Raw genomic sequence first — 21,655 nt, 5'->3', positions numbered from 1 at the left:
CGTCCCTTCTCTCGACTGGATATAATTCATGAACCAGGGCTCTGACGCTTCGCCAGAGGGACTCCCGGACCGCGGGTCGCCCGGCGCTCAACGATTCGATGGGCCCGTGTCGGCGCTGCCGATGCGGAAGAGGAAACTGCGGCGGCGGGTGGATGTACCCGCCGCGATGGTTCCGGGTTCCTCCGGATTCGCGGTGGCCACCGAGTGGCTCGGCCGTCTCGCCGCCGTGCTGGCCGTAGCGCTGTTTGCGATGGTGATGGCCACCATCCACAAGGGTCTGCAGGTGCAGGACAGCGCTCGCACGACAGTGGACAATTTCCGGCTCACCAATGACTTCTTCGCCCAGCGCACCGACCTGACCGCGCCCGCGACCGCCCGCAAGCAGCTCGATGAACTAGCCGGCATTCTGGCTCAACTCAACCTCACTGCCGCAGCGGATGTCGACCATCTGGCGGCGCTACTTCCGGACGCGCAGGCGCTGGTGGCCGCCGGCCAGGGTGACACTCAGATCGCGCAGCAGCTCCAGACGGTCGCCACCAGTCTGCAGGGTTCGGCCGCGTCCTTGCACGAAGTCTCGTCCAACGCCGATACAACGGTGACGACGGTCGACAGCGAACTGACCCATGCGATCGAGCTGGTCAACCAACTCAACGACGAACTGACGCGCACCACGAACAAGCTCGCGTTGGTTCCCGAGACCGGGGCAATCATTCCCGCCCCCACCGAAGGACAGCGATGATTTCGAAGAAACGATGGATCGCCGTCGTAATGGTTCTCGGGATCGGTCCCGCACTAGCCCTCTGCCTCCTCAACGGATTCGTACCCGGCCCGGACGACGTGAGTGACCCGTTGGGGCGGCCGTCGGCGTTGAGCCAGGAACTGATCACCTCGGCCGGACAACTCGAGGAGCTGGCCTCCATCTTCGTGCCCAAGCACGCGCAACTCGCCGTCGACATCCAGGCCCTGACTCCTCTGGCGAACGATCTGGAGGGCCTGACCAACAAGGCCGGGGAACTACCCGGCCAGACCACCAGCGTGAATTCCTCCACCAAGGACGTCAGCACGATCGCGGCACCGTTGCCCGATTTGCTCGCCACAGTCACCGGCCGAGCGAACGAAGCCAGCCCGACCGTCGCAGGACTAGCCACAGCAGTCGGATCGGTGACCACCCAACTCGAGTCCATCGAACAGAATCTGACCACCATCCAGGGAACCCTCAGCGAACTCGGCCCCCGCGGTTCGGCGATCGCAGAAAGCTTGGCGAACATCGAGGAAGAGGCCAGGCACGTCCAGGAATTCGGCCCCCTGCTCGCTGTTATCGGCCCGCCGGTCAATTCACTGAATCTTCCGCCCTTGGGAGTTCCCGCACCCACCCCGACCCCGTGAAACTCGCCTTCTTCGGAATATCGCTCGCTGAGCGAGCGAAAGGACACCGCTATGTTTCGGCTTTCCTGGGCGATCGCCCTGGGCTTCACCATTGGCATGTTAGTGGGCATCTTGATCGTCACACGAGACTTGAGTGTCTCCAATGACATCTTCAAAGACGGTGTCGCGCAGGCGAGAACCGTCGATCAAACCACCGATAAGGCGTTAGACGGTGCTGCGCAGTTGCCACCAGCGAACGACGCTATCCATCGGGGCATGCCGCAGGTAGTGGGGGTGATCGATTCCCTTACCCGCGCGGATATCACCCTGGGATCACTTGGCGAGCAACTGCAGGCCCTGTCCACCGCACTGCAATCGGCCGATGCTCCGTTGCAAGGCATTGTCGCCGCCGGCCAGTCCGCCACGGAACAGGCGAATGCGGCAGCGACCCCTGCAGCGTCCGTCGCGGAAACCCTCGTCGACGCCGACACCAAAGCGCGCGCCCTCGGCCCATTGCTGGACCAGACCCTCGCGTTGAGCCAGACCATCGACTCGAAGTTGCGGATCTCCCTGCTCCTGCCGGTCATCGGCAATTGATTACAAGCCGATGCGCACCCCATCCTCCTCGACGACCCTCCGTCCCGGGACGAAAAGGAGCCTACGATGACCACAGTCTCGTACAGAAGCACCGAAGGACCACAACCGACATCCGCGGGACGTCACGAACCCGCGGGTACACGGGACGTGACAGCCGACCACGACCAACGGCCCCGTCGGTACCGACGGGGCCGCGATCGCCTGCGCGCGGCGTGGCTTCGCGGCCAGGGACAAACCCAACTCACGACGGAGGCTGAGGACTTCGTCGAGTTCGCGCTGAAGTGGGCACCATTTGGTGGAGCGCCGGCCGAGGACACCTTCGTGCTGTTCGGGATGACACGTGCCCGCTTCTTCGAACGATTGCGGCAGCTGGTAAAGGACGGTCAGATCAGCACCGAACTCTCGCGCTCGCTTGCTGCTGCATATCCGCCTCCGACCTGGGCGCACCGATCCAAAACCGAATCTACACCGAGATCGAGCAGCGGATCCGGAGTATGAGGGCGCACCCGGGTCACGGTCGCTCAGTAAACCAAAAGGGTCGATCATCGGGTTCGACATTCGCAGGCACCCCCCGTACTCAAGGAGTCCGCGTTCGCGATGCACGGTGAACACACGTCCCAGCAGAGGCGGAGCTGGTCGCGGATCCCGGGTTGGCCTTTGCTGTGGAAGATCACGGTGGTGCTGGCAGTTGCGCTCGCCGTCGCGGTCACGTTGGGCGGGCTGCGAGTGCACTCGGCGCTGCGCGATGCGACTGGATTCTCCGCGATGGCTGGCTGCGTACAGCTGCTCCCCCACCTTGTCAGCCTGGACTGATGACGCTCGGCGAAAGTGCTCAGACATGCTTGGTGAAAGTGCCCGCCTGTGAGCGGTGATGACTGTAGCGGTTGGCGGGGTGTGGTGGTGGCTTTGTGAAGGTTTTCGGAGCGGGCGTGATGATCACGAAGGCGGTAGGAGTCCCCGTCCAGATTGAGCACCACGGACCGGTGCAGTAGCCGGTCGAGCATGGCCGCGGCGACGGTGGTGTCACCGAGGACCTGACCCCGCTCACCGACACTGCGGTTTGTCGTCATGATGATCGAGGACTTCAAATACCGTTGCATGACAACCTGAAACAGCGCCGACGCCGCCTCGCCCGGCAACGGGAGATAGCCCAGTTCATCGACGACCAGCAGGGTGGGGCCGGCGAAGAACCGCATCGTCGTCGCCCACCGGCCCTCGATCGCGACCCGATGACAGCGGGCGGCGAGGTCACCCCGCACACGGCGGCCTGAAACTGCACACCCCGTGTGTCAACCAGGGTGGGGGCAGTCCCAAGGAGTGATCCCCTCGGCGCAACGAACATCGGCGGCGACTTGACCGCGGTGTATGTCGCGTCAGCGCTGGGGGTTTGGACTGTCCGATACGGTGAGATCACTCAGTGCCCGGTGATGCGCCGACGGATGATCCGGCTGCCGTCACGCGGCGCCCGATGGACGCCCGGCCGAGCGGTCGGTGGTCAAGCGGGTGTCGGCGGCGGGGAGGTCTCGGCGTTGGAGGCCAGCACCGCACGAAGGAATGTTGTCGGAACTGCAGGCCATCCGGGTTCCCATTGCCGGGCCTCTCGTAGTTCGGCCAGGGTGGCTACGAGCTGGGTCAGTGTCGGTCCCTCATCGCATAGCGGCCGGAGCAGCCCGAGGTGGGAGCACTGCGTGACGAGGGGGACCAGGGCGTCCAGCGCGGCGTGTTCTCCCTGCACTCGACGGGTGGTGACGACGTGCAGCAGGCTCGCGCGGAGTGTGGCCCGTGGGCGGTGCAACGAGGTGGCCCTGGCCAGCAGCTTCTCGGCCCGCCTGTGCGCGAGCGCGGCGTCGCCGGGATCTCCGCTTGTCAGGAGCCGGCGAATGGCGGAGTCTTCATTGAGTTCCGCGGTCACCTCGGTGACACCGTTGATGGGGTGAGAGGTTGGCGTCGTGGCGTCGGACCGGTCACGGACCGCCGTCATCGCCGGCGGATACTGTCCCGGGGCGATCTGCCATCGCGTGCGTTCGTTCTCGATCCGGGCGGCCAGACGCGGCAGTGACAGCGCGGTGGCGATCTGGGTCCCCTCGTCCAGGCGACGTGCGGCCGCGACGATATCGCCGCGAAGGGCCTTGATCCGGGAGCCGGTGCCGTATGTGGCAAGCATGAAATCGATGACGCCGCCCTCGGATCCGAGTTCGGAGCATTCGTCGAGAAGACGTTCGGCGTCGTCGAGGTGACCTTGCTCGTAGAGCGATTCGCCGAGCATCGTCCCGGCGAGCCGGGTGGTGTAGGAACGGTGTCCTCCCGACCGCCTGGCGAGATCATAGGCTTTGCGGTAATAGCTTTCGGCCTCCTGGACGTTCAGCAGTTCGCTCTCGGCCAGCCCGGACAAGCAGTATCCGTAGATCGCACTGAAGGGGCCCAACGTGCGCGCGTGGAAGGGGGCGGCCCACTCCTGCCAGCGCTTGGCGGCCTCGAAGTCGAAGCGATAAATGGCCTCGTAGGAGGCGACGTTCGCCGAGCCCGCCAACGCGAAAGGCCGCATAGTCTTCTCTCGTGCCAGGCAGTCCGAGATCAACTCGGTGAGATCATCAATGCGGTCCCGGAACAGGTCCGCCGCGGCCTGGACGAGCGATGCTTCGGCACGCAGGGCCGCGGTGGCATTGCCCGACTCGGGCAGAGCAGCCAGCCCGATCCGAACGGAGTCGAGGGCGCTGTCGACGATGGTCGGACGATGGTGGAGCAGGATGTGCGCCCACGCCGCGGCGATCTGCAGATGCGGACGGCGCTCGATCTGATCAGGGGGCAGTTTGCCGATCAACCCGAGAACCGTCGCCATCTGGGATCGTTCAATCAAGGCGAATCCGCGAGAATCGACGAGTTCGGCCGCCTGGTCCGGGTCTCCCGCAGCGAGCGACTGGTCGACGGCCTCGCTGAGGAACTCGTGCGTTACGAACCAGCGTGACGCGATGCGATGCAGTTCAGCGGTTCTCGCCGGCTGATCGCGTTGCAGTCGGCGACGGAGGAAGTCCGCGAAGAGGTGGTGGTACCGGAACCACTCGCGGTCCTCGTCGAGGGCGCGCAGGAACAAATCGCGTTCCTCGATCTGCTCGAGCAGACCCTGGCCGTCGGCAACGCCGGCCAGGGTTTCGGCGAGGTCGGCACACAGGCGTTCGGTAACCGACGTGGCCAGCATGAAGTCGAGGATCTCCGGCTCGAGCGCGCTCAGGACGTTCTCGGCGAGATAGCCCGCGATCCCTCGGTGACGTCCGGACAGGTTCGCGATGAACTCCGCCGGATCGTCGCGTCCGCGCAAGGACAGGGTGGCCAGTTGCAGGGCGGCGACCCAGCCCTCGGTGGAGTCCCGCAGGGCAGCAATTGCTGGCCGATCGAGGGCCAGTCCGCCGACGTCGACCAGGAACTGCCGCGATTCCTCCTCGTCGAACCGCAGGGCTGTGGAGTCGATCTCGACCAGTTCGTCCCGGACCCGCAGCCGGCCGAGCGGGAGGCCGGACTGGCTGCGGGTGGTGACCACCACTTGGAGGTGATGGCAACCGTGGTCGAGGAGAAAGCTCATCGCGGCGATGGTGGCGGAATCCTTGACCAGGTGCCAGTCGTCGACGACGACGGTCAGCGGATCGCGGCTGGTGTGGATCTCGTTGATCAGCGCCGTCAGGACGAACCGGTCGGCCTCGTCGCCGTGGTCTTCGAGGATCTGCCCGAGTTCGGCCGCCAGGTCGGGTCGGACGACACGAATCGCCTCGATGAGGTGGGACAGGAACCACACGACGTTGTTGTCGTCGGCGTCGATACTCAGCCAGGCCACCGCGACACCGTCGTCGGCGAGGATGCTGCGCCACTGCGCTGCCAGGGTGCTCTTGCCGAAACCCGCTGGGGCGTGAATCAAGATCAGCCGGCGGCGGCCGGCATCGTGTAAGCGCTCGGCGAGCCGGCCGCGCACCACGAGGGCGCGGGACGGCGTGGGTGGCCGATACTTGGTGGAGGCACTGGGAGGCTGCGGCGGTGGTTCGCCCCCATCAGCGGGCTGACCGTGTTCGGTCAGGGCGTAAGTGACCGTTCCGGTATCGCTCGGCCGAGGGGGATCCGGCGCGTCCGAGTGCAAACCCTGCGGTAACGCCATCTCGTCCGCGGGCAGGCCGTGGCTGCGTTCGACCGCCCGTAGCTGATGCCCGAACTCGGCTGCCGTTGCCGGGCGCCGGCCGGGATCGCGTGCCATCGCGGCTTCGACTGCGGCGCGGACATCAGCGGGGATGCCGTCTGACGGCAAACGCGGAACCGCCTCTGCCGCGATCCGCAAGAATTGGGCGACGATTTGCTCACCGGAGCGGCGTTCGAACGCAGCGTGCCCGGTGAGCAGACAGAACAACGTAGCTCCGAGCCCGTAGACGTCGGAGGCAATGGTTGGGGGATCACCGGCAAGGACCTCCGGTGCCGTGAAGGCCGGCGACCCGGTGATGGTGCCGGTGTCGGTCTCGAATCCGCCTGCGATCCGTGCGATCCCGAAATCCGACAGCTGCGGCTCGCCATAGCTGGTCAGCAGTACGTTGCCGGGTTTGATATCACGGTGAAGGATTCCCGCACGATGTGCGGTTTCGAGGGCTCCGGCGAGCTTCACCCCGATTCGGACAGCGGCACTCCACTCGAGCTGGCCACTGCGACGCAGCACCGCGTCCAGGGATCCGCGCGCGTGGTACTGCATGACGAGGAATTGCCTGCCGCTGGCGGTAGCCCCGATCCGGAGCACGTTGACAATGTTCGGATGACCCGAGAGCTGCCCCATCGCACGCTGCTCGCGCAGAAACCGGGCGTAACCGTCCTCGTCGAAGGTGGAGTTCAGCACCTTCACTGCCACTGTTCGGTCCAAGGACGGTTCTCGGCACCGGAAGACCATACCGAATCCGCCGTGCCCGATCTCGCTGATCTCCTCGAAACCGTCAGCTTCGAGTTCCGCGATCAGGGCGGGGATCAGTCCGTGGCCAGGCCCGGGACCGTCGTTGTCCGTCATGGGTAGCACGCCCTCGGTGGGCGAGGTTTTTCGTGTATCTGGTCCATACTGCGCCGCCACGATCCGTGCACAGCCCGCTCGTCACGCGCCGCCGTGCGGCGACGGACTCCGAGCCGGTCGTGTCTCGACTCCCTTGCCGATGAGCCTACTCGCCGGGAACACCAGGTGGACCGAAGTTCGAACCGCGTGAACGCGGTGCCGCGGTGTCGTCACGGGAGCGAAGCGATCAAGGTCTCCACGTCCACCCGCGGGCCGGTGAAGAACGGCACCTCTTCGCGGACGTGCAGGCGTGCCTCGGTGGCGCGCAGATCACGTATGAGGTCGACGATGCGGTACAGCTCCGGCGCTTCGAACACCAGGATCCACTCGTAGTCGCCGAGCGCGAACGCGGGCACGGTGTTGGCGCGGACGTCCTTGTAGGTGCGGGCCGCCATCCGTGGTCGGCGAGCATCTTGCGCCGCTCGTCGACGGGCAGCAGGTACCACTCGTAGGAGCGGATGAACAGGTAGACGCAGATGTAGTTGCCCGGGTCCTCGCCGGCCAGGAACGCCGGGATGTGGCTCTAGTTGAATTCGGCGGGCCGGTGGCACGCGACGTTGCTCCACACGGGCTTGCTTGCGCGGCCCAGGGCGGTGATGCGGCGGAAGTCGGCGTAGATGGCCTGGAGGGCTTCGATGCTCGCCGAGTGCGTCCAGATCATGAAGTCGGCGTCGGCGCGCAGTCCGGCGACGTCGTGCAGGCCGCGGACCATGACGCCCTTGTCGGCCTGACCTTCGACGAAGAGCAGTGCCTGTTTTGATCACCGCTTCTCGGTCGTCTCCGAGGACACCGGGTTCCACCTGGAACACCGAGAACATGAGGTAGCGGATTTGAGAGTTGAGCGCGTCAAAGTCCGGACGCGACAGGAGGCTCATGGAACTCCGGACTGGGGACGGGCACCGCCGCGGTCGATCGCGATCCAGCGGTACACGAAGGCGGATACGGGCATCGTTCCTCCGGGTGAAGGGGAGATCGATCAGCTCGCCACGGACAGCATGGCGATCATCCGCAGTGCGGTCATCGGACGGGTCAGCAGGCCCTTGACGATCAGCTTGTGGTCACGATGTCGCGTACTACCCCTACTCCACGCCGGGTGAAGAAGCCGACAGGCAGTAGCCCGCCTGCCTTCATTTCCAGTTGGGAGACGTCGAGAATCTGTCCAACGGTCGCCCACACGACGACGGCGGGTCGTTCACGATGTCGTTGCAGACGGTGGCGTGATCGCGGCGAAAGACAATGGTCGCGGCGGCGTTGGTGTCCGTGCTGAACACCGCGTCCGGTCGGTTGAATTTGCGAGTGTCAGACTGCCCATTCGGTCGGTACACGACCCCCGGACCGCAGGAAGTTGTTGAGGGCTCCGGCGTTTTCGATTGCCGCGGTCATCGGGCCCTTGACGAACGTGAGTTCGCCTGCCATCACGCGTTTTCCACCTTCCTCGACACCGTCGGCGGCCCGCTGCCACGCAGCGAGTTCACTGTTGAGGACGATCCACCGATCGTCCTCGTCGAACTTGCCCGGGGTCCAGGAGATGATCTCGCCCTGGTTCCATTCGATGTGCACCGTGAGGTCTTCGCGGCCGATTACCGCTAGTTCCATCTTGTAATTTGCGCCGGAGCGTGTCCGAAATGTTTACCGACTAGCGGGAGCAGCAGGCCCTGTTCGCGCAAAGAAAAGGAACCCCCACCGACGCGGAGGCCCCGCCTCCGCCAAGGCGAGTCGGACGCCTTGACCTGAGCCTTGCAGTGGGTTGTGACATCTTCCACCGCCACACATCCGGCGACCCCTGTTCTGCACAGCTCGCCTAGGAATGAATAACACTATTCGGCAGCATATTTCGGATGAGAATCACCAGAAGGAAAGCCGACGACCTGCTGTCTGGATCCATCCCGCTGTTGAACGCGAGCGGCCGGATCGTGCCCGACCGTCTCGTGTCCGACGTCCTCACCACGTACATGCGCGGATCCGGCATCGGGCCGGCCGGGGTCATGGTCATGCTCGATATCGCCGACGACGCCCGAGTCCCCGACCAGGCAGCACTCGACAATTGTGTATCGGTGAACTCTTTGGTCACTGCCAACCGATTCCTCGGTCAACGACCGGCTGCGCACAACCAGGGACGTCGCCGCGCATGATGTAGACACCCGAACGGAAAGGATCGTCTCACCATGACGATATTCACGCGCTCGCTGGCCTGCGCCGGCGCGGGTAGTGCCTGTGTCATCGCGTTGCTCTCGTCGCCGGTCACTGCCACCGCAGCTCCGCGAGAGGTCAGTCACGGTGTGGATGCGCCGAGCGCCTCCCACGACCCTGACCGCCCTCGGAGACCTGACACACGCACATCATCCGCATCTTCGGTCAAGTCCTGCGGTCATTTCGGGCGACGGACGTCGTCGAGGTGGCCCCTTACAGCGGAAAGCGCCAACACTTCCAGATCAATTTGCTCAATGCCCCGCACAACGTCTTCCCGCTGGAGCTCTATGCATGGACGCCCACCGAGCGCAGATCTTCTCCGAGCGCCGCATTCGGATCGGCTTGCGCTTCGTTGAGGTCGAAGCGCACCGCCTCCACCTCCGCCTCGAAAGCTCCCATCGCTTTCTCGACGCGGCCGAGCTGCTGCTGATACACCTGGGGCGAGGGTGGACTCCACCTCGGACCAACTCGGCACGTGATCACGATGCAGGTACGCGTGGCCAAGCTTCGTGCGAACAACCCCGTCGACGAGCGTGCGTGCCCGGATGAGCTCTTGCAACACCGAAACCCCGACGCCACACTCCTTCCCCGCTTCCGGCAATGTCAGATAGTCGGGATCGTCCTTCGGATCAGCACCGTTCTGCGACATCCCAGCACCGTACCGAGCCCGACCCGCTCGCAGGAACCAACAGCTCCTCGGCGCTACCAGTCGGCCGAGGTCGCCGCGATCTCGCGGGCGTGTGGCGGCCAGCACGGGTCAGTGGCCAGTGTGTGGATGACCTCGGCCATGTGGGGATGGTGGCCGGCGATGTCCAGGCGGACCAGGAGCCGGGTGGTGCGTGACGGGCGGGTGGGCCAGCGCCCGCCGGTGGTTTCCACCAGGGCGGCCAGCACGGTTGCGGCCTCGATGTCGTCGAGTTCGGAGTCACCGCTACCATCGGTATCCCGGCGCGGCTTCTCGTGTCCCGAGTCGACACCGACCTCCCCTCACGGCCTGCAGCGACCGCCGCGAATACCCTCGCCCGGCCGCCGCCATTACCCGCCGCGAACCCACAGAAGTCCCGTCACTACCACTGCCACTGACGCTGCGGGGAGATCCAGCCACTGAACCGGCCGCAGCCGTCTCCTCTGACAAGTACCTGTCTCCGGGCTTCGCACCGGAGGGGCGGAAAGCCTCAGAGACGAATCTGGGCGCCCATGCAGAGAACTCGCCGTCCAACAACGGCACCGGGAGTACCCCGTCGAGACTTGGTCCACAGGATTTGCTCGCTCCACCTCACCAGCGCCCAGCACTGCACCTGGAGAGCAGGAGAACGAGACCACGATCACCACCCCCATCTATTCGAGCATGGTCTCGGATTGGCTGACCGACCCGGCAACAATCAGTTCACACCCCCGCCAGAAGTGGGTCTCGCCCGCCGACCCGGGTGGTCGGCCGCTCGCCATGCCGCCGAGGCGCAAGTCGATATGTTTCCGGATCACCCCTGCCGCAACGTGTTCCAGGAGAACGAATGGTCCCCGGTGGCGTGGCCGGCGCCAGTACTGCGCGGCGTGATCTGGAATCGATCCGCGACAATCTCACGGCCCATCTAAGCGGCGTGCGGGACGGGTAGGCATCGGGTCGATCCTTGTGACGATGACCGGATCGACAGCGACACCTATCGATGAAAGGCAGCACCACTAACGAGTTCCATGAAACACCCCCGCTGGACTGGCTGGTATCGAACTTGGCCCGCGACCTGCCCCGCGTGTCCCATGCAGTCCTCGTCTCGGCAGACGGGCTGCTCATGGCAGCCAGCGAACATCTGACCGAGGATCGGGCGACTCAACTGGCGGCAGTCAGTTCGGGTCTGGCCAGTCTGTCGGCTGCCGTGTCCGAGTTGTTCGAACCGGGTGGGGTGCTGCAGTTGGTCGTCGAAATGCACAGCGGATACCTACTGTTGCCGAGCGTCGGTGACGGATCGCAGCTGGCTGTGCTGGCCTCGGCGGACTGCGACATCCGCCAAGTCGGTTACGAGATGGCGGTGTTGGTCGACTATCCCAGACCTTCGAGGCCTTCGGCCCGGGAACGGCCCTCACCCAGCGGGACTCGAATGCCACGGGCGTCCGCCGCGGTCGCCGTTCTCCACGACACGGCGCACGAATGGCGCACTTGCTATTTTTAATGTTGCCCATCATTATTAAGTCTCCGGCACACCAACACCGCAGGAGGAACACGTGTCTGACACCCATACCACCGCCCCCACACGCTTCGTCGAGATCGACGGCCTGAAGTACGCCTATCGCCGCTGGGGCAAGGAGGGAACTACCCCCGTATTGTTCATCCCGCACTACCGTGCCGGCATGGACCACTGGGACCCGATCATCACCGATAGCTTTGCTCGGGATCGCGAGGTGATCTTGTTCGACGGCCGGGGCATCGCGGGATCCGAAGGTGAGCCCCGCGAAACGATCGAGGAAATGGCCGACGACATCGCCGCATTCATCCGAACGATCGGCGTCGACAAGGTCGACGCGCTCGGATTCTCGATCGGCGGGATGCAGGTGCAGGAGCTCGCCCTCCGGCACTCCGAGCTGGTGCGGAAGCTTCTGCTTCTGGGAACGGGGCCCCGAGGCCTGATCCTTGGAAGCGACCCGAAGGTGCCCAAGGTGGCGGCGAATCCGGTGCCGGAGGCGGCGGACTTCCTCTACCTCTTCTTCGGCCGCTCCGAGGAAGCCAAGAAGGCCGGACTCGACTTCTGGGAGCGGCGCCACCAGCGCACCGTCGACGTCGATCCGCCAAGCTCTATGGAGGTCGCGCAGAAGCAGTGGCCCGCGGTGATCGCCTACCGGGACAGCGCCGACAAGGACAAGCCTTTCGACTACCTCGGAGCGATCAAGCAGTCCACTCTCATCGTCAACGGCATCGACGACATCATGATCGATACTGCCAGCTCGCTCGACATGGCCAAGCACATCCCGGACTCTCAGTTGATCCTCTACCCCGACGCCGGTCACGGCGCCCACTTTCAGTACCCCGAGCGGTTCGTCAAGCACGCCACGCAGTTCCTCGATGAACAGTGACGTGAACGAGCTGCGGCGGATCGAAACCTAACTCCGTGATGAGAGCTCGGCGGCCGCCGGGGAGCCCCGGTGGCCGCCGAGTCGCAGAAAACCCCGGTCCGGGCGATCCCACAGCTGCGCTTGGCGTGGGCAGGACCTCACTAGACTAAACCCACGGCCAGCATGTTGTTGTTCGGATTAGACGGGAGAGGATTGCGGGTGCCGCGAATCTCGAAGGAAGCAAAGCAACTGAATCGACGAAAAATCCTGGACACAGCGAGCGTGATGTTCCGTGAGCAGGGCACAGATCAGGTCGGCATCGACCAGATCATGAATAACGTCGGACTGACGCGAGGCGGCTTCTACAACCACTTCGAATCGAAGGAGTCGCTGATCGGAGAAGCCTGCCGCTCTGCGTTCACGGCGACACTAGACGAGATCAAACAGTTCCTAGCTCAGACACCCGACACCCCAACGACCCTGAGCCCACTCGAACGGGTCGCAGAGCGTTACCTGTCCGAGTACCACCGCGACGTACTGAGCGAAGCATGCCCCGCTCCAGCAATGGGTGCGGACATCAGCCGGCACACAGCAACTGCCCAACAACCCTATGCAGAAGGCGTCCAGTCGTATCTTCAGATCATCGCCGCATTATTAAGCCCCCAACCGGTCGAAAACGCGCGAGGAAACCCTGACGCAGATCCGAATGACCCCGAAGACCCGAGCAGCCCAACCGTGCCAAGCGGTGCATCATCGATCGACGACTTCCGCCAACCCGCCCTCGAAGCATTCGCCTCAATGGTCGGGGCCATGGTACTGGCTCGGGCCGTCCGGACCGCGGATCCAGCGCTTTCCGAGGAACTTCTCGGCGCCGGCCGCCATTCGATCGCAGGTATCGTCTCCTCAACCACTGCCGCAGAACAGATGTGACACAAAGTCCTGTCGACGGCGACGTGAACCTTCCATCGATACCGTGGTGCAGCCCTACTGGCGGCAGCTCCCACTCCGTCGTGCCACCGCGAGATCACAGCCGTGAAATCGCCTCGTGGTGCTGCAACACGATCAGGCTGTACCGCAATCGGAGACCTACCGGCCGTGGAGTACTGCAGCGGCACCATCGGTCGGTCACCTCGGTCAAGGCGCGGGAAGATAATCCTTCCCCAGCTCGAGGAGCGCCGACACGGAGTAGAGGTGGCCGGGATGCAACCCCCGTACTGCTGCTGTGGTTTCACGCACTCACCCGCACCGTGGTGCCAATCGGCAGCACCCGCCGCCCCAACCTGTCGCGGCTACCAGCGATCAAAGTGCGGGAACCCGAACGCCACGCCCCTGGGCCGCCCGCATCACTCGCGAGCCGGCAATCGACCAGCTGGATCCGACGTGACAAGTGGCCTGGGTGGCCCGGGCGAAGCTCCTGCAAGTGCGGGCGTGCAACGGCGAGCCACTCCCCCCGGCTGAGGGAGAACACGATGACTCGAGGAGATCAATGACGTCCACGACAACCCTCAACGACCGGGCCCGAGGCTGGCTCCGCTTCCAATGGGAGAAGACGACCACGCCGGATGACTGGTCGAGCAGCGGTGAACCGCGGCCTTGGTGGGACCGGGACTCTACGCCGATGTGTGCGTTCCCCCGGTTCGAGCTGATCATCGCCGGGGTCTGATCTCCACCGCTACGTTACGGCTCGCTGCAACGTCCTTTGCGTGCTTTGGCATCGCTTCCACTGCTTAAGCCGCTCCTCGCCGACTCCCTTGGGGACAACCGCAGGCAGACATGAGCGAGTACATCGAGGGCCACGCAATCGGCGTCTTGACCCATGCGGAGACGACAGGGCAAGCCCCGTCGAACTGGGCTCAGTTCACTGCGGCTTCAGTGTTCGCGGAGCTCAGGTCGAGGGCGATGTCGACGATGAGGTCTTCCTGTCCGCCGACGAGGCCGCGGCGGCCGACCTCGAGGAGGATGGTGCGCACGTCGATGCCATACCGCTGGGAGGCGACCTCGGCGTGCCGGAGGAAGGACGAGTACACGCCGGCGTAGCCGAGGGTGAGGGTTTCCCGGTCGACGCGCACGGGCCGGTCCTGGAGCGGCCGGACGAGGTCGTCAGCGGCATCCTGCAGGGCGAACAGGTCACTGTTGTGCTTCCAACCCTGCAGGTCCGCGACCGCTATGAACGGTTCGATCGGGCAGTTGCCGGCGCCGGCGCCATGCCCGGCCAGCGAGGCGTCGACCCGGGTGACACCCTCCTCCACGGCAACAACGGAATTGGCGACCGACAGCGACAGGTTCTCGTGGGCGTGGATGCCGATCTCGGTGGCCTCGTCGAGCACCTCCCGGTAGGCGCGGACCCGGTCGCGCACCCCGTCCATGGTCAACCGGCCGCCGGAGTCGGTGACGTAGACACAGTGCGCGCCGTAGGACTCCATGAGCTTGGCCTGGGGCGGCGAGCTCGGGTGCGGTGGTCATGTGGCTCATCATGAGGAAGCCGGACACGTCCATGCCGAGCTCACGGGCTTTGCCGATGTGCTGGGCGGCGACGTCGGCTTCGGTGCAATGAGTGGCCACCCGCACCGACCGCACGCCCAGTTGGTAGGCGTGTTCGAGTTCGGCGATGGTGCCGATACCGGGCAGCAGCAGGGTGGTCAGCCGGGCGTGGGTGAGGTTGGCGGCGGCGGCTTCGATCCATTCCCAGTCGGTGTTGCTGCCGGGACCGTAGTTCAGCGATCCGCCGGCGAGTCCGTCGCCGTGGGCGACCTCGATGCCGTCGACACCGGCGGCGTCGAGCGCGGCCACGATCTTGCCGACGTCGTCGGGGGTGATGCGGTGGCGGACGGCGTGCATGCCGTCGCGGAGGGTGACGTCTTGGATGAACAGCTGTGTGGTCATCGGGTGGCTCCCTGTGCCGCGGTCGGGGCGGCGATCGTGTCGGCGACGGACTCGGCGTAGCGCACTGCGGCCGAGGTCATGATGTCGAGGTTTCCGGCGTAGGCCGGCAGGTAGTGGGCGGCGCCTTCGACTTCGAGGAACACCGTCACCTGGTGGGTGGGTGCCGCCGTGTCCCCGGAGGCGAGCAGGGTGTGCACGGGTTGGCCGTCCGGGACCGGGGTGATCTGGACCTGTTGCTTGAGTCGGTAGCCGGGCACGTAGGTCGCGACGTGGTCGACCATCGTCTGGATCGAGTCGCGCACCGCGTCGTGGGTGGCCGGGTCGGGGGCGGAGATCAGGCACAGGACGGTATCGCGCATGATCAGCGGCGGGTCGGCCGGGTTGAGGATGATGATGGCCTTGCCGCGGGCGGCGCCGCCGACGGCTTCGATGGCGTGGGAGGTGGTTTCGGTGAACTCGTCGATGTTCGCGCGGGTGCCCGGTCCCGCGGACTTCGACGCGATGGAAGCGACGATCTCGGCGTAGGCGACCGGTGTCACGCGGGAGACGGCGGCGACGATCGGGATGGTGGCCTGACCGCCGCAGGTGACCATGTTGACGTTGGTGGCGTCCCGATGTTCGTCGAGGTTGACCGCCGGCACCACGAACGGCCCGAGGGCGGCCGGGGTGAGGTCGATCAGCCGTTTGCCGAGCGGTTCGAGCAGGGCGGTGTTGGCGGCGTGTGCCTTGGCGGAGGTGGCGTCGAAGATCACGTCGATCTCGCCGAAGTTCGGCAACTCCAGCAGGCCCTGGACGCCGTCCGAGGTGGTGGGGACGCCGAGTCGGCGGGCGCGGGCGAGCCCGTCGGAGTCGGGGTCGATGCCGACCATCGCGCCCATCTGCAGCACGTCGGAGTGGCGGATCACCTTGATCATCAGGTCGGTGCCGATGTTGCCGGATCCGATCACTGCGACGGTGACCTTACGGGTGTTCTCGCTCATAGTGCTCACTCCTGGGTGAAGGTTGCGGTGACCGATCCGAGACCGGTGATGTCGGCGCGGACGGTGCCGGCGGTGTCGATGACGGCCATCGGCCCGAGGGCGCCGGACAGGATCACCTGGCCGGACAGCAGTGGTTGGCCGAACTCTCGTGCCGTGCGCGCGAGCCAGGCCAGCGCTCGTAACGGGTCACCGAGACAGGCGGCGCCGGTTCCGGTCGACACCTCGGTGTCGTCGATGAGCATCTGCATCTGCGCGGCGACCGGGTCGAAGGAGTCGAGGGTGCGACGATCGGCGCCGAGGACGAACAGCCCGCTCGACCCGTTGTCGGCGACGGTGTCTCCGAAGGTGATGTCCCACCCGGTGATTCGGCTGTCGACGATCTCGAGGGCGGCCACCGCGTAGTCGACGGCGCCGCGGATCTGGGCGTCGTCCAGTGGCCCGTCCACCAGATCGTGGTCGAGGACGAACGCGATCTCCGCCTCCACCTTCGGCTGCAGCAGACGTGACAGCGGGATAGGGACGGCCTCCGCGCAGCGCATGTCGTCGAACAGCACCCCGAAGTCCGGTTGGTCGACACCGAGCTGCTGCTGGACCGCCGGCGAGGTCAGGCCGATCTTGCGGCCCACCACACTCGCACCGGCGGCGAGCCGGTCGGCGACGATCCGTTCCTGGACGGCGTACGCGGCTGCGGCGTCGTCGGTACCGATCAGGTCGCGGACCGGCGCGCACGGCGCGGAAGTTGCGGCGGCGATACTCAGCCGCTCGGCGGCCGCGGCGACCGCCTCGGCGGAGGCTCGCGCCGTGGGGGGCAGGCTGGTGCCCTGAGGTGTGCTCATCTGACTTCCCGATGCGATCGTGGGGAATGGACTGTGGTTCCACTGTCGCCGCCGGGAGATGGTCTGCCAAGCATTGCGTTCCACTGAGCCGAACACTGCCGGTATCGTGGGGGTGCGCCGGCGGCAACGGAGGTGATGTTCGCAGTGTCCGATCAGGAGTTCGACCCTACGACGGTGCTGGGCAAGATCATGATGGTGCTGCACGCATTCACCATCGACGACTCGACCCTGTCGCTGGCCGAATTGGCACGCCGGACGTCCATCCCGAAGGGCACGCTGCACCGAGTCCTCTCCGACATGGCGGCAGTGCGAATGCTGGACCGCACCGGAACCGGCTACCGGCTCGGCGGCACCCTGTTCGAGCTGGGCATGCGGGCGTCGGTCGAGCGCAGCCTGCTCGAGGTGGCGATCCCCTTCATGGAAGACCTCTATGTGCGCACCCACGAGACGGTGCACCTGGGGGTCCTCGACGGGACGGACGTCGTGTACCTGTCCAAGATCGGCGGGCATCGGCAAGCCAGCGCACCATCGAGAATCGGAGGCCGGATGCCGGTGCACTGCACCGCGATCGGCAAGGTACTGCTCGCCCACGCCGACAGTGCCCTCCGAGAGCAGGTGCTTTCCGGTCCACTGCCCCGGTACACCCCGCGGACCATCATCCTGCCCGGACCGCTGAGCACCCAGCTCGACCGCATCGCCGCCGAAGGCGTCGGTTACGAATACGAGGAATCCGCCACCGGAATCGTGTGCGTGGCCGCCCCTGTCCGCGAGAGCGAGAACGTGGTCGCCGCGATCAGCGTGACCGGCCCTTCATACCGCTTTCGGCCCGACACCCACGCCGCGTCTGTTCGCGCGGCAGCTGAAGGAATAGGGATCACCCTTGCTCGCCGAAATCGGCTGCTCGCATGAGTAACCAAGTCCGCATCTCACACCGGGCCGGCCAGTGAGCAGAGTGAACGAGGCGGAATTGCCTCGGCAGAGCGGTGCCAGAAGAACGTCCGTTCAATCAGGGATTCGGTGTGCCTTCGTGCTCAGATGTTCCGCCCCATACTCCTTAGCGATCATTGGCCTGTTCGGCGTAGGTTGTTCGCAACAGCAGAGCAGGTGCTGCAGATCCGTTTGCTGCGCGTTCACAGGGTTTCCGCGGTCCGTAGTGCTCGTTGTCGGGTGCGAAGAGGACGTCGGGATCAACGGGGCGGCAGCAGGCATGAAAACGACAGTGCCAGTGCTGTTCTCGTGGAATGTAAGGTCAGGTGGATACAAGGGCGCGGGGCACCGTCGTTTGCCGTTTTCCTCAGAGGGTCATTGGTCGGAGTCTGAACGAGATTCTGGGCGATCTCCGTCGCTATGGGTCACACATCGCGAAAGGCTTCCGAAGGAAGGACGCCGTATCGCTCACGGTAGGCGGCGGCGAATCAGGGCACGTGGTTGAAACCCCACTTGTATGCGATGTCGCGGACGGACAGTCCTTAGGCGGGATCGGCTGTCGCCAGGTCTTCGTTCCGGACACCGCGTTGCGGTGTACCCGCGTGACAACTGATATGTTGTCGTGTCTTGTCAAGTGGCAGGTGGAGGCGGCCCCGGGAACCTCGGTGTCCGGGGCCGCCTCCGTTTCGGTCGACGATCGGTGTCAGCAGTGGGGTCGGCATGTCGATATTCGCGACACGTGGTCAGACTGATATGCGTGGGTTGGATACCGCAGGACGATTGTTCGGCAGGAACGGTGCTGCTGCTCTAGTGTCGAGCGTCGCAACAGTGGGTTCTCGGATTCTGTTGCTGCTCATAGCTGTATCGCAGGTCGTTCCTCACGCTGCCGGTCTCGCCACCGATGCCTCGTCGACCAGATCATGGGGGAACTGAGAGTCAGTCGTCGATCGTGGCGAGGGACCAGGCACCACCCGGCGAGCTCGCACGCGACGGCGACATTTGCAACCACCGGACGCTTTTTGCGGGCGGTGAACTGTTCCCATTTGTGGTGGAGTCGGTGGTTGCCTGCGTGGCCTCGTGCTCGCCGCGGGAGACGCCTTCTCCCGGTGCCAGTCCCCGATCTCGACCGCGAGGGCACGAGACCGACGTGGGGTGTCCACGCTGACTGCGTTCGGCCGTAGACATCCGAGCCTGCGCACCATCGGCGTGTAGGGGCTGTCCGCGGCCATGTCTGCGATCGCGGCATCGAGGCGGTCACGGCGTGCGAGTGTCAAAATCATCGCCTCGTAGTCCGAGTCGAACGCAGCTGAAGTGCCGGTTGGTCGAAATTTTGTCCGCGCAGCCATACGTCGTGAGCAGCGGTCCACGCCGCCCCACCGGAATAGACGAGGCCCTGCCGCAGCAGTAGTTTCGACAACCGATGCCGGCACCGCATCAAATCCCCCGGGCGCCCTCACGGGCACGGACGAGATCGCGGGCCGCTTCTTGTTCCACCGAGGGCACGCTCACTTCGACGATCTCACCCAACCGTAGGAGTCGAGCCAGATGCAGGGCGTCACGGGCATCGGTCTTGATCCGGTCCCCGGCAGGGCGTTGCAGCTTCGACGGGGCCACCACCACGCACTCCACAGCGGCCGCGGTCAGTGCCCGACACAGCCCGAACCCTGTCGGGCCGGCCTCGTACACCCCCTTCACCGGACTCGGGAGCGTTCGTAGCCAGGCAAGGACCTCGCCGTAGTCGGGACTCAGCCGCCTTCTGAACACTTCGCCAGTATCTTCGTCGATCCCGCACGCCACGACCGACAACGCGTGCACATCCGAGCCGACACTCGTATGCTGAACTCTCACCGGGGCCTCCTGACCTGAAAATGTGGCTCTACCAGCAGTGATCTTTCACCTGGCAACCCACGAGGCTTTGCAGAACGAGGCCCTCGGCCCCACAACGCAGGCCCTCATACCGTCTAGCTGAGCTGATGGCCGGACTAGTCGCAGAGCCGCGATGTCTCGACCGTCCAATGCGAGATGGAACCCGCCGCCGTCAAGATGTTCGCGCCCTCGAGCGAGGAAGTCGTCCTTGGTTCGGCGATCGCGCAGTGCGCTGCCTCCGAGGTGAGGGAGTGGCCCGCGCGGTTCCGGCCGGAATTCCACTTCTCACAGCGTAGATTGCCGACTTCGACAATGACGGGTACGTGAGCTGGATCGAGCCTGTGAAGTCCCTCCGATGCCGGGAGTGAGAACCGCGTCGGCGAGACCATGGCGTGGAGGTGGTATCTGTTGCCGCAGGGTTACATTCACCCTGCCTGGTCCCCATGAACGAGTGTGGCCAAAACGCTCCACGCCGCTGCGCCAGCGGCTAAGTTACCGGTGATTAACATCGCCAGTCCTTATCAGTTTTCTACAAGTGGAGCCCTACATGCCTCGTGTTCTACTCTCGCGTCTGTTCGCCGCCGTCGGCCTGGTCGCGGTGTCGTTGCTGATCGCACCCTTGGCACCCGCTCACGCGACCGGGCACGATCCCATCCTCTTCGTGCATGGATGGCAGGGCAGCTCTTCGCAGTGGAACACCATGATCGCGGCATTCAAGGCAGACGGATGGACCGACGCCGAGCTCTACAACTGGTCGTACAACTCCAATCAATCCAATGTCACGACCGCCGCACAGGTGGAGGCGAAGGTCGACGACATTCTCCGCATCACCGGCGCCGCCAAGGTGGACGTCGTCACACACTCGATGGGCGGATTGTCCACCCGGTATTACGCCAAGAACCTCAGTGGCGCCACCAAAATCGACGATTGGATCTCCCTCGCGGGCCCCAACCACGGCACTGACACCTCGAACGGTTGCTTTACCGCTTCCTGCACCGAAATGCGGATCGGCTCGGCGTATCTGACGAGTCTCAATTCCGGAGACGAGACGCCCGGTGCGCCCGCCTACGGAACGTGGTGGTCGCCCTGCGACACGGTGATCAACCCCGACTCAAGCGTTTCCCTTGCCGGTGCGACCAACAGGCAGACAGGATGCCTCACCCACAACGGAATACTCGAGAACTCCACGATCTACGGTCAGGTCCGCGACTTCGTCCGGTAGCACCGCCGGTGTGGACCGGAATCGCGTACCGCAGTTTCGGTACACAACCCCGGACTCCCCACTGCCCACCTTCCCGGGCACCATCAGGTGGGTCCAATCCAGCTGTCGGTAGTGGGTGGCACGCTGGTACGCCGGCGGACCTGGTGGCTCGTCGCCGCGGCCTTCGAAGGCGCTCTCATCGACCGCCGCGCGTACGAGAAACTGCTGCAATGAGTGTCGGCGCGCACGATGAGCCGGACGTGTGTGTGGCAGAACGTTTCTGGGTGGCGCCGCGATCCTTTCTGGGTTCTCAGTCCCGGTAGTCCGGCTCCGATAGAGGAACCCGAACCGCACGTCCCGAGAGCTGACCGTTGACCGAACTCGCTGACCAGCGCAGTCCCAGTAGACCGTCCGGTGATATTCCCATTGCCGAGTCGCGGCGGAGGTGCACGGTGCGCAGAGAATGATCGACCGTCAACGCCCGGTAGTTGTCGTTCGACCACTGGCTTTCGCGGCGCCGCACCCGGTCGTACTTGCGTAGCTGCGTGCCGTCGTCGTCTCCACCAGCCCCTGTCCTTGATGAACCGACCGCCGACCACTCCGCACCTATCTCACGCGCCACGAACCGGGCCGCTCGACCAACCGACGGCAACCGACGCGTTCCCGATTTGCAATCCATGCCAGAAGATCTCAGATCATGGAC

The 21,655-nt window shown here is 65.0% G+C and carries 17 protein-coding genes and 6 pseudogenes; 12 read left to right on the top strand and 11 right to left on the bottom strand.

Features of this window, described 5'->3' with window-relative positions:
• Window positions 1-28: 28 nt before the first annotated feature.
• The 4 genes from CBI38_RS14165 (at window position 29) to CBI38_RS37850 (ending at window position 2,775) form a co-directional block, all read left to right on the top strand.
• On the top strand, window positions 29-739 hold the full coding sequence (locus CBI38_RS14165; protein ID WP_109329701.1) for a hypothetical protein: 711 nt from the start codon (window positions 29-31) through the stop codon (window positions 737-739).
• A complete protein-coding gene (locus CBI38_RS14160) occupies window positions 736-1,386 on the top strand; it encodes a hypothetical protein (protein ID WP_109329700.1) in 651 nt (216 codons plus the stop codon). Before CBI38_RS14165 ends, CBI38_RS14160 begins: the two co-directional genes overlap by 4 nt.
• A 51-nt stretch (window positions 1,387-1,437) precedes the next feature.
• On the top strand, window positions 1,438-1,962 hold the full coding sequence (locus tag CBI38_RS14155; RefSeq protein WP_109329698.1) for a hypothetical protein: 525 nt from the start codon (window positions 1,438-1,440) through the stop codon (window positions 1,960-1,962).
• 597 nt (window positions 1,963-2,559) lie between these two features.
• Window positions 2,560-2,775, top strand: coding sequence for a hypothetical protein (locus tag CBI38_RS37850; RefSeq protein WP_162603148.1), 216 nt, complete (start codon window positions 2,560-2,562; stop codon window positions 2,773-2,775).
• A gap of 62 nt (window positions 2,776-2,837) precedes the next feature.
• Here CBI38_RS37850 and CBI38_RS14145 read toward each other — a convergent pair.
• The 5 genes and pseudogenes from CBI38_RS14145 to CBI38_RS14125 form a co-directional block, all read right to left on the bottom strand.
• Window positions 2,838-3,212 (bottom strand): annotated as a pseudogene (locus CBI38_RS14145) (ATP-binding protein); the annotation flags it as partial.
• A gap of 245 nt (window positions 3,213-3,457) precedes the next feature.
• Entirely contained in the window at window positions 3,458-6,988 is a 3,531-nt protein-coding gene (locus CBI38_RS14140; RefSeq protein WP_109329696.1) for a serine/threonine-protein kinase, read from the bottom strand.
• A 209-nt stretch (window positions 6,989-7,197) separates the two neighbouring features.
• Window positions 7,198-7,893, bottom strand: a pseudogene (gene hemQ, locus CBI38_RS14135) (hydrogen peroxide-dependent heme synthase).
• 110 nt (window positions 7,894-8,003) lie between these two features.
• A pseudogene (locus CBI38_RS39040) lies at window positions 8,004-8,322 on the bottom strand (hypothetical protein); the annotation flags it as partial.
• A 4-nt stretch (window positions 8,323-8,326) separates the two neighbouring features.
• Window positions 8,327-8,623: a hypothetical protein gene (locus tag CBI38_RS14125; RefSeq protein ID WP_230990181.1), complete on the bottom strand. Its 297-nt coding sequence runs from the start codon at window positions 8,621-8,623 to the stop codon at window positions 8,327-8,329.
• A gap of 242 nt (window positions 8,624-8,865) precedes the next feature.
• On the opposite strand from CBI38_RS14125, the gene CBI38_RS39035 reads away from it, so the two are divergent.
• A complete protein-coding gene (locus tag CBI38_RS39035) occupies window positions 8,866-9,159 on the top strand; it encodes a hypothetical protein (protein WP_230990180.1) in 294 nt (97 codons plus the stop codon).
• A gap of 760 nt (window positions 9,160-9,919) precedes the next feature.
• Here CBI38_RS39035 and CBI38_RS14115 read toward each other — a convergent pair.
• Entirely contained in the window at window positions 9,920-10,096 is a 177-nt protein-coding gene (locus CBI38_RS14115; protein WP_230990179.1) for a hypothetical protein, read from the bottom strand.
• Between the two features lie 785 nt (window positions 10,097-10,881).
• Here CBI38_RS14115 and CBI38_RS14110 point away from each other — a divergent pair.
• From CBI38_RS14110 to CBI38_RS37840, 4 genes and pseudogenes are all read left to right on the top strand, one after another.
• Window positions 10,882-11,253 (top strand): annotated as a pseudogene (locus CBI38_RS14110) (roadblock/LC7 domain-containing protein); the annotation flags it as partial.
• Between the two features lie 181 nt (window positions 11,254-11,434).
• The gene (locus CBI38_RS14105; RefSeq protein WP_109329691.1) at window positions 11,435-12,280 is read left to right on the top strand and encodes an alpha/beta fold hydrolase; all 846 of its coding nucleotides are present in this window, start codon (window positions 11,435-11,437) and stop codon (window positions 12,278-12,280) included.
• Window positions 12,281-12,442: 162 nt separating this feature from the next.
• Window positions 12,443-13,189, top strand: coding sequence for a TetR/AcrR family transcriptional regulator (locus tag CBI38_RS14100; RefSeq protein WP_109329689.1), 747 nt, complete (start codon window positions 12,443-12,445; stop codon window positions 13,187-13,189).
• A gap of 556 nt (window positions 13,190-13,745) precedes the next feature.
• Window positions 13,746-13,922, top strand: a complete 177-nt coding sequence (locus CBI38_RS37840) for a hypothetical protein (RefSeq protein ID WP_162603147.1) — start codon at window positions 13,746-13,748, stop codon at window positions 13,920-13,922.
• 190 nt (window positions 13,923-14,112) lie between these two features.
• On the opposite strand, the pseudogene dmpG reads toward CBI38_RS37840, so the two are convergent.
• The 3 genes and pseudogenes from dmpG to CBI38_RS14085 all read right to left on the bottom strand — a co-directional run bounded on the left by dmpG (window position 14,113) and on the right by CBI38_RS14085 (window position 16,958).
• Window positions 14,113-15,142: pseudogene (gene dmpG, locus CBI38_RS14095) on the bottom strand (4-hydroxy-2-oxovalerate aldolase).
• On the bottom strand, window positions 15,139-16,122 hold the full coding sequence (locus CBI38_RS14090) for an acetaldehyde dehydrogenase (acetylating) (RefSeq protein WP_109329687.1): 984 nt from the start codon (window positions 16,120-16,122) through the stop codon (window positions 15,139-15,141). The pseudogene dmpG and the gene CBI38_RS14090 overlap by 4 nt, the downstream one beginning before the upstream one ends.
• 5 nt (window positions 16,123-16,127) lie before the next feature.
• A complete protein-coding gene (locus CBI38_RS14085; protein ID WP_109329685.1) occupies window positions 16,128-16,958 on the bottom strand; it encodes a 2-keto-4-pentenoate hydratase in 831 nt (276 codons plus the stop codon).
• A gap of 144 nt (window positions 16,959-17,102) precedes the next feature.
• Here CBI38_RS14085 and CBI38_RS14080 point away from each other — a divergent pair, with 144 nt between their 5' ends.
• Window positions 17,103-17,867, top strand: a complete 765-nt coding sequence (locus CBI38_RS14080) for an IclR family transcriptional regulator (protein WP_109335078.1) — start codon at window positions 17,103-17,105, stop codon at window positions 17,865-17,867.
• Window positions 17,868-18,821: 954 nt separating this feature from the next.
• On the opposite strand, the pseudogene CBI38_RS14075 reads toward CBI38_RS14080, so the two are convergent.
• Window positions 18,822-19,733 (bottom strand): annotated as a pseudogene (locus CBI38_RS14075) (IS110 family transposase).
• Window positions 19,734-20,298: 565 nt separating this feature from the next.
• Here CBI38_RS14075 and CBI38_RS14070 point away from each other — a divergent pair.
• Entirely contained in the window at window positions 20,299-20,973 is a 675-nt protein-coding gene (locus CBI38_RS14070) for an esterase/lipase family protein (protein WP_109329683.1), read from the top strand.
• Between the two features lie 87 nt (window positions 20,974-21,060).
• The gene (locus tag CBI38_RS40115) at window positions 21,061-21,186 is read left to right on the top strand and encodes a hypothetical protein (RefSeq protein WP_257792478.1); all 126 of its coding nucleotides are present in this window, start codon (window positions 21,061-21,063) and stop codon (window positions 21,184-21,186) included.
• A gap of 76 nt (window positions 21,187-21,262) precedes the next feature.
• Here the strand turns inward: CBI38_RS40115 and CBI38_RS14065 are convergent, their stop codons facing one another.
• Window positions 21,263-21,574 carry a hypothetical protein gene (locus CBI38_RS14065; protein ID WP_109329681.1) on the bottom strand — a complete coding sequence of 104 codons (312 nt, stop codon included), beginning with the start codon at window positions 21,572-21,574 and terminating at the stop codon, window positions 21,263-21,265.
• Window positions 21,575-21,655 lie beyond the last annotated feature (81 nt).

This window comes from Rhodococcus oxybenzonivorans, from assembly GCF_003130705.1.
In the GTDB taxonomy this organism is placed as follows: Bacteria; Actinomycetota; Actinomycetes; order Mycobacteriales; family Mycobacteriaceae; genus Rhodococcus_F; species Rhodococcus_F oxybenzonivorans.
Note: the sequence above shows the minus strand (reverse complement) of the source record. Positions and strands in the feature narration are given on the sequence as shown.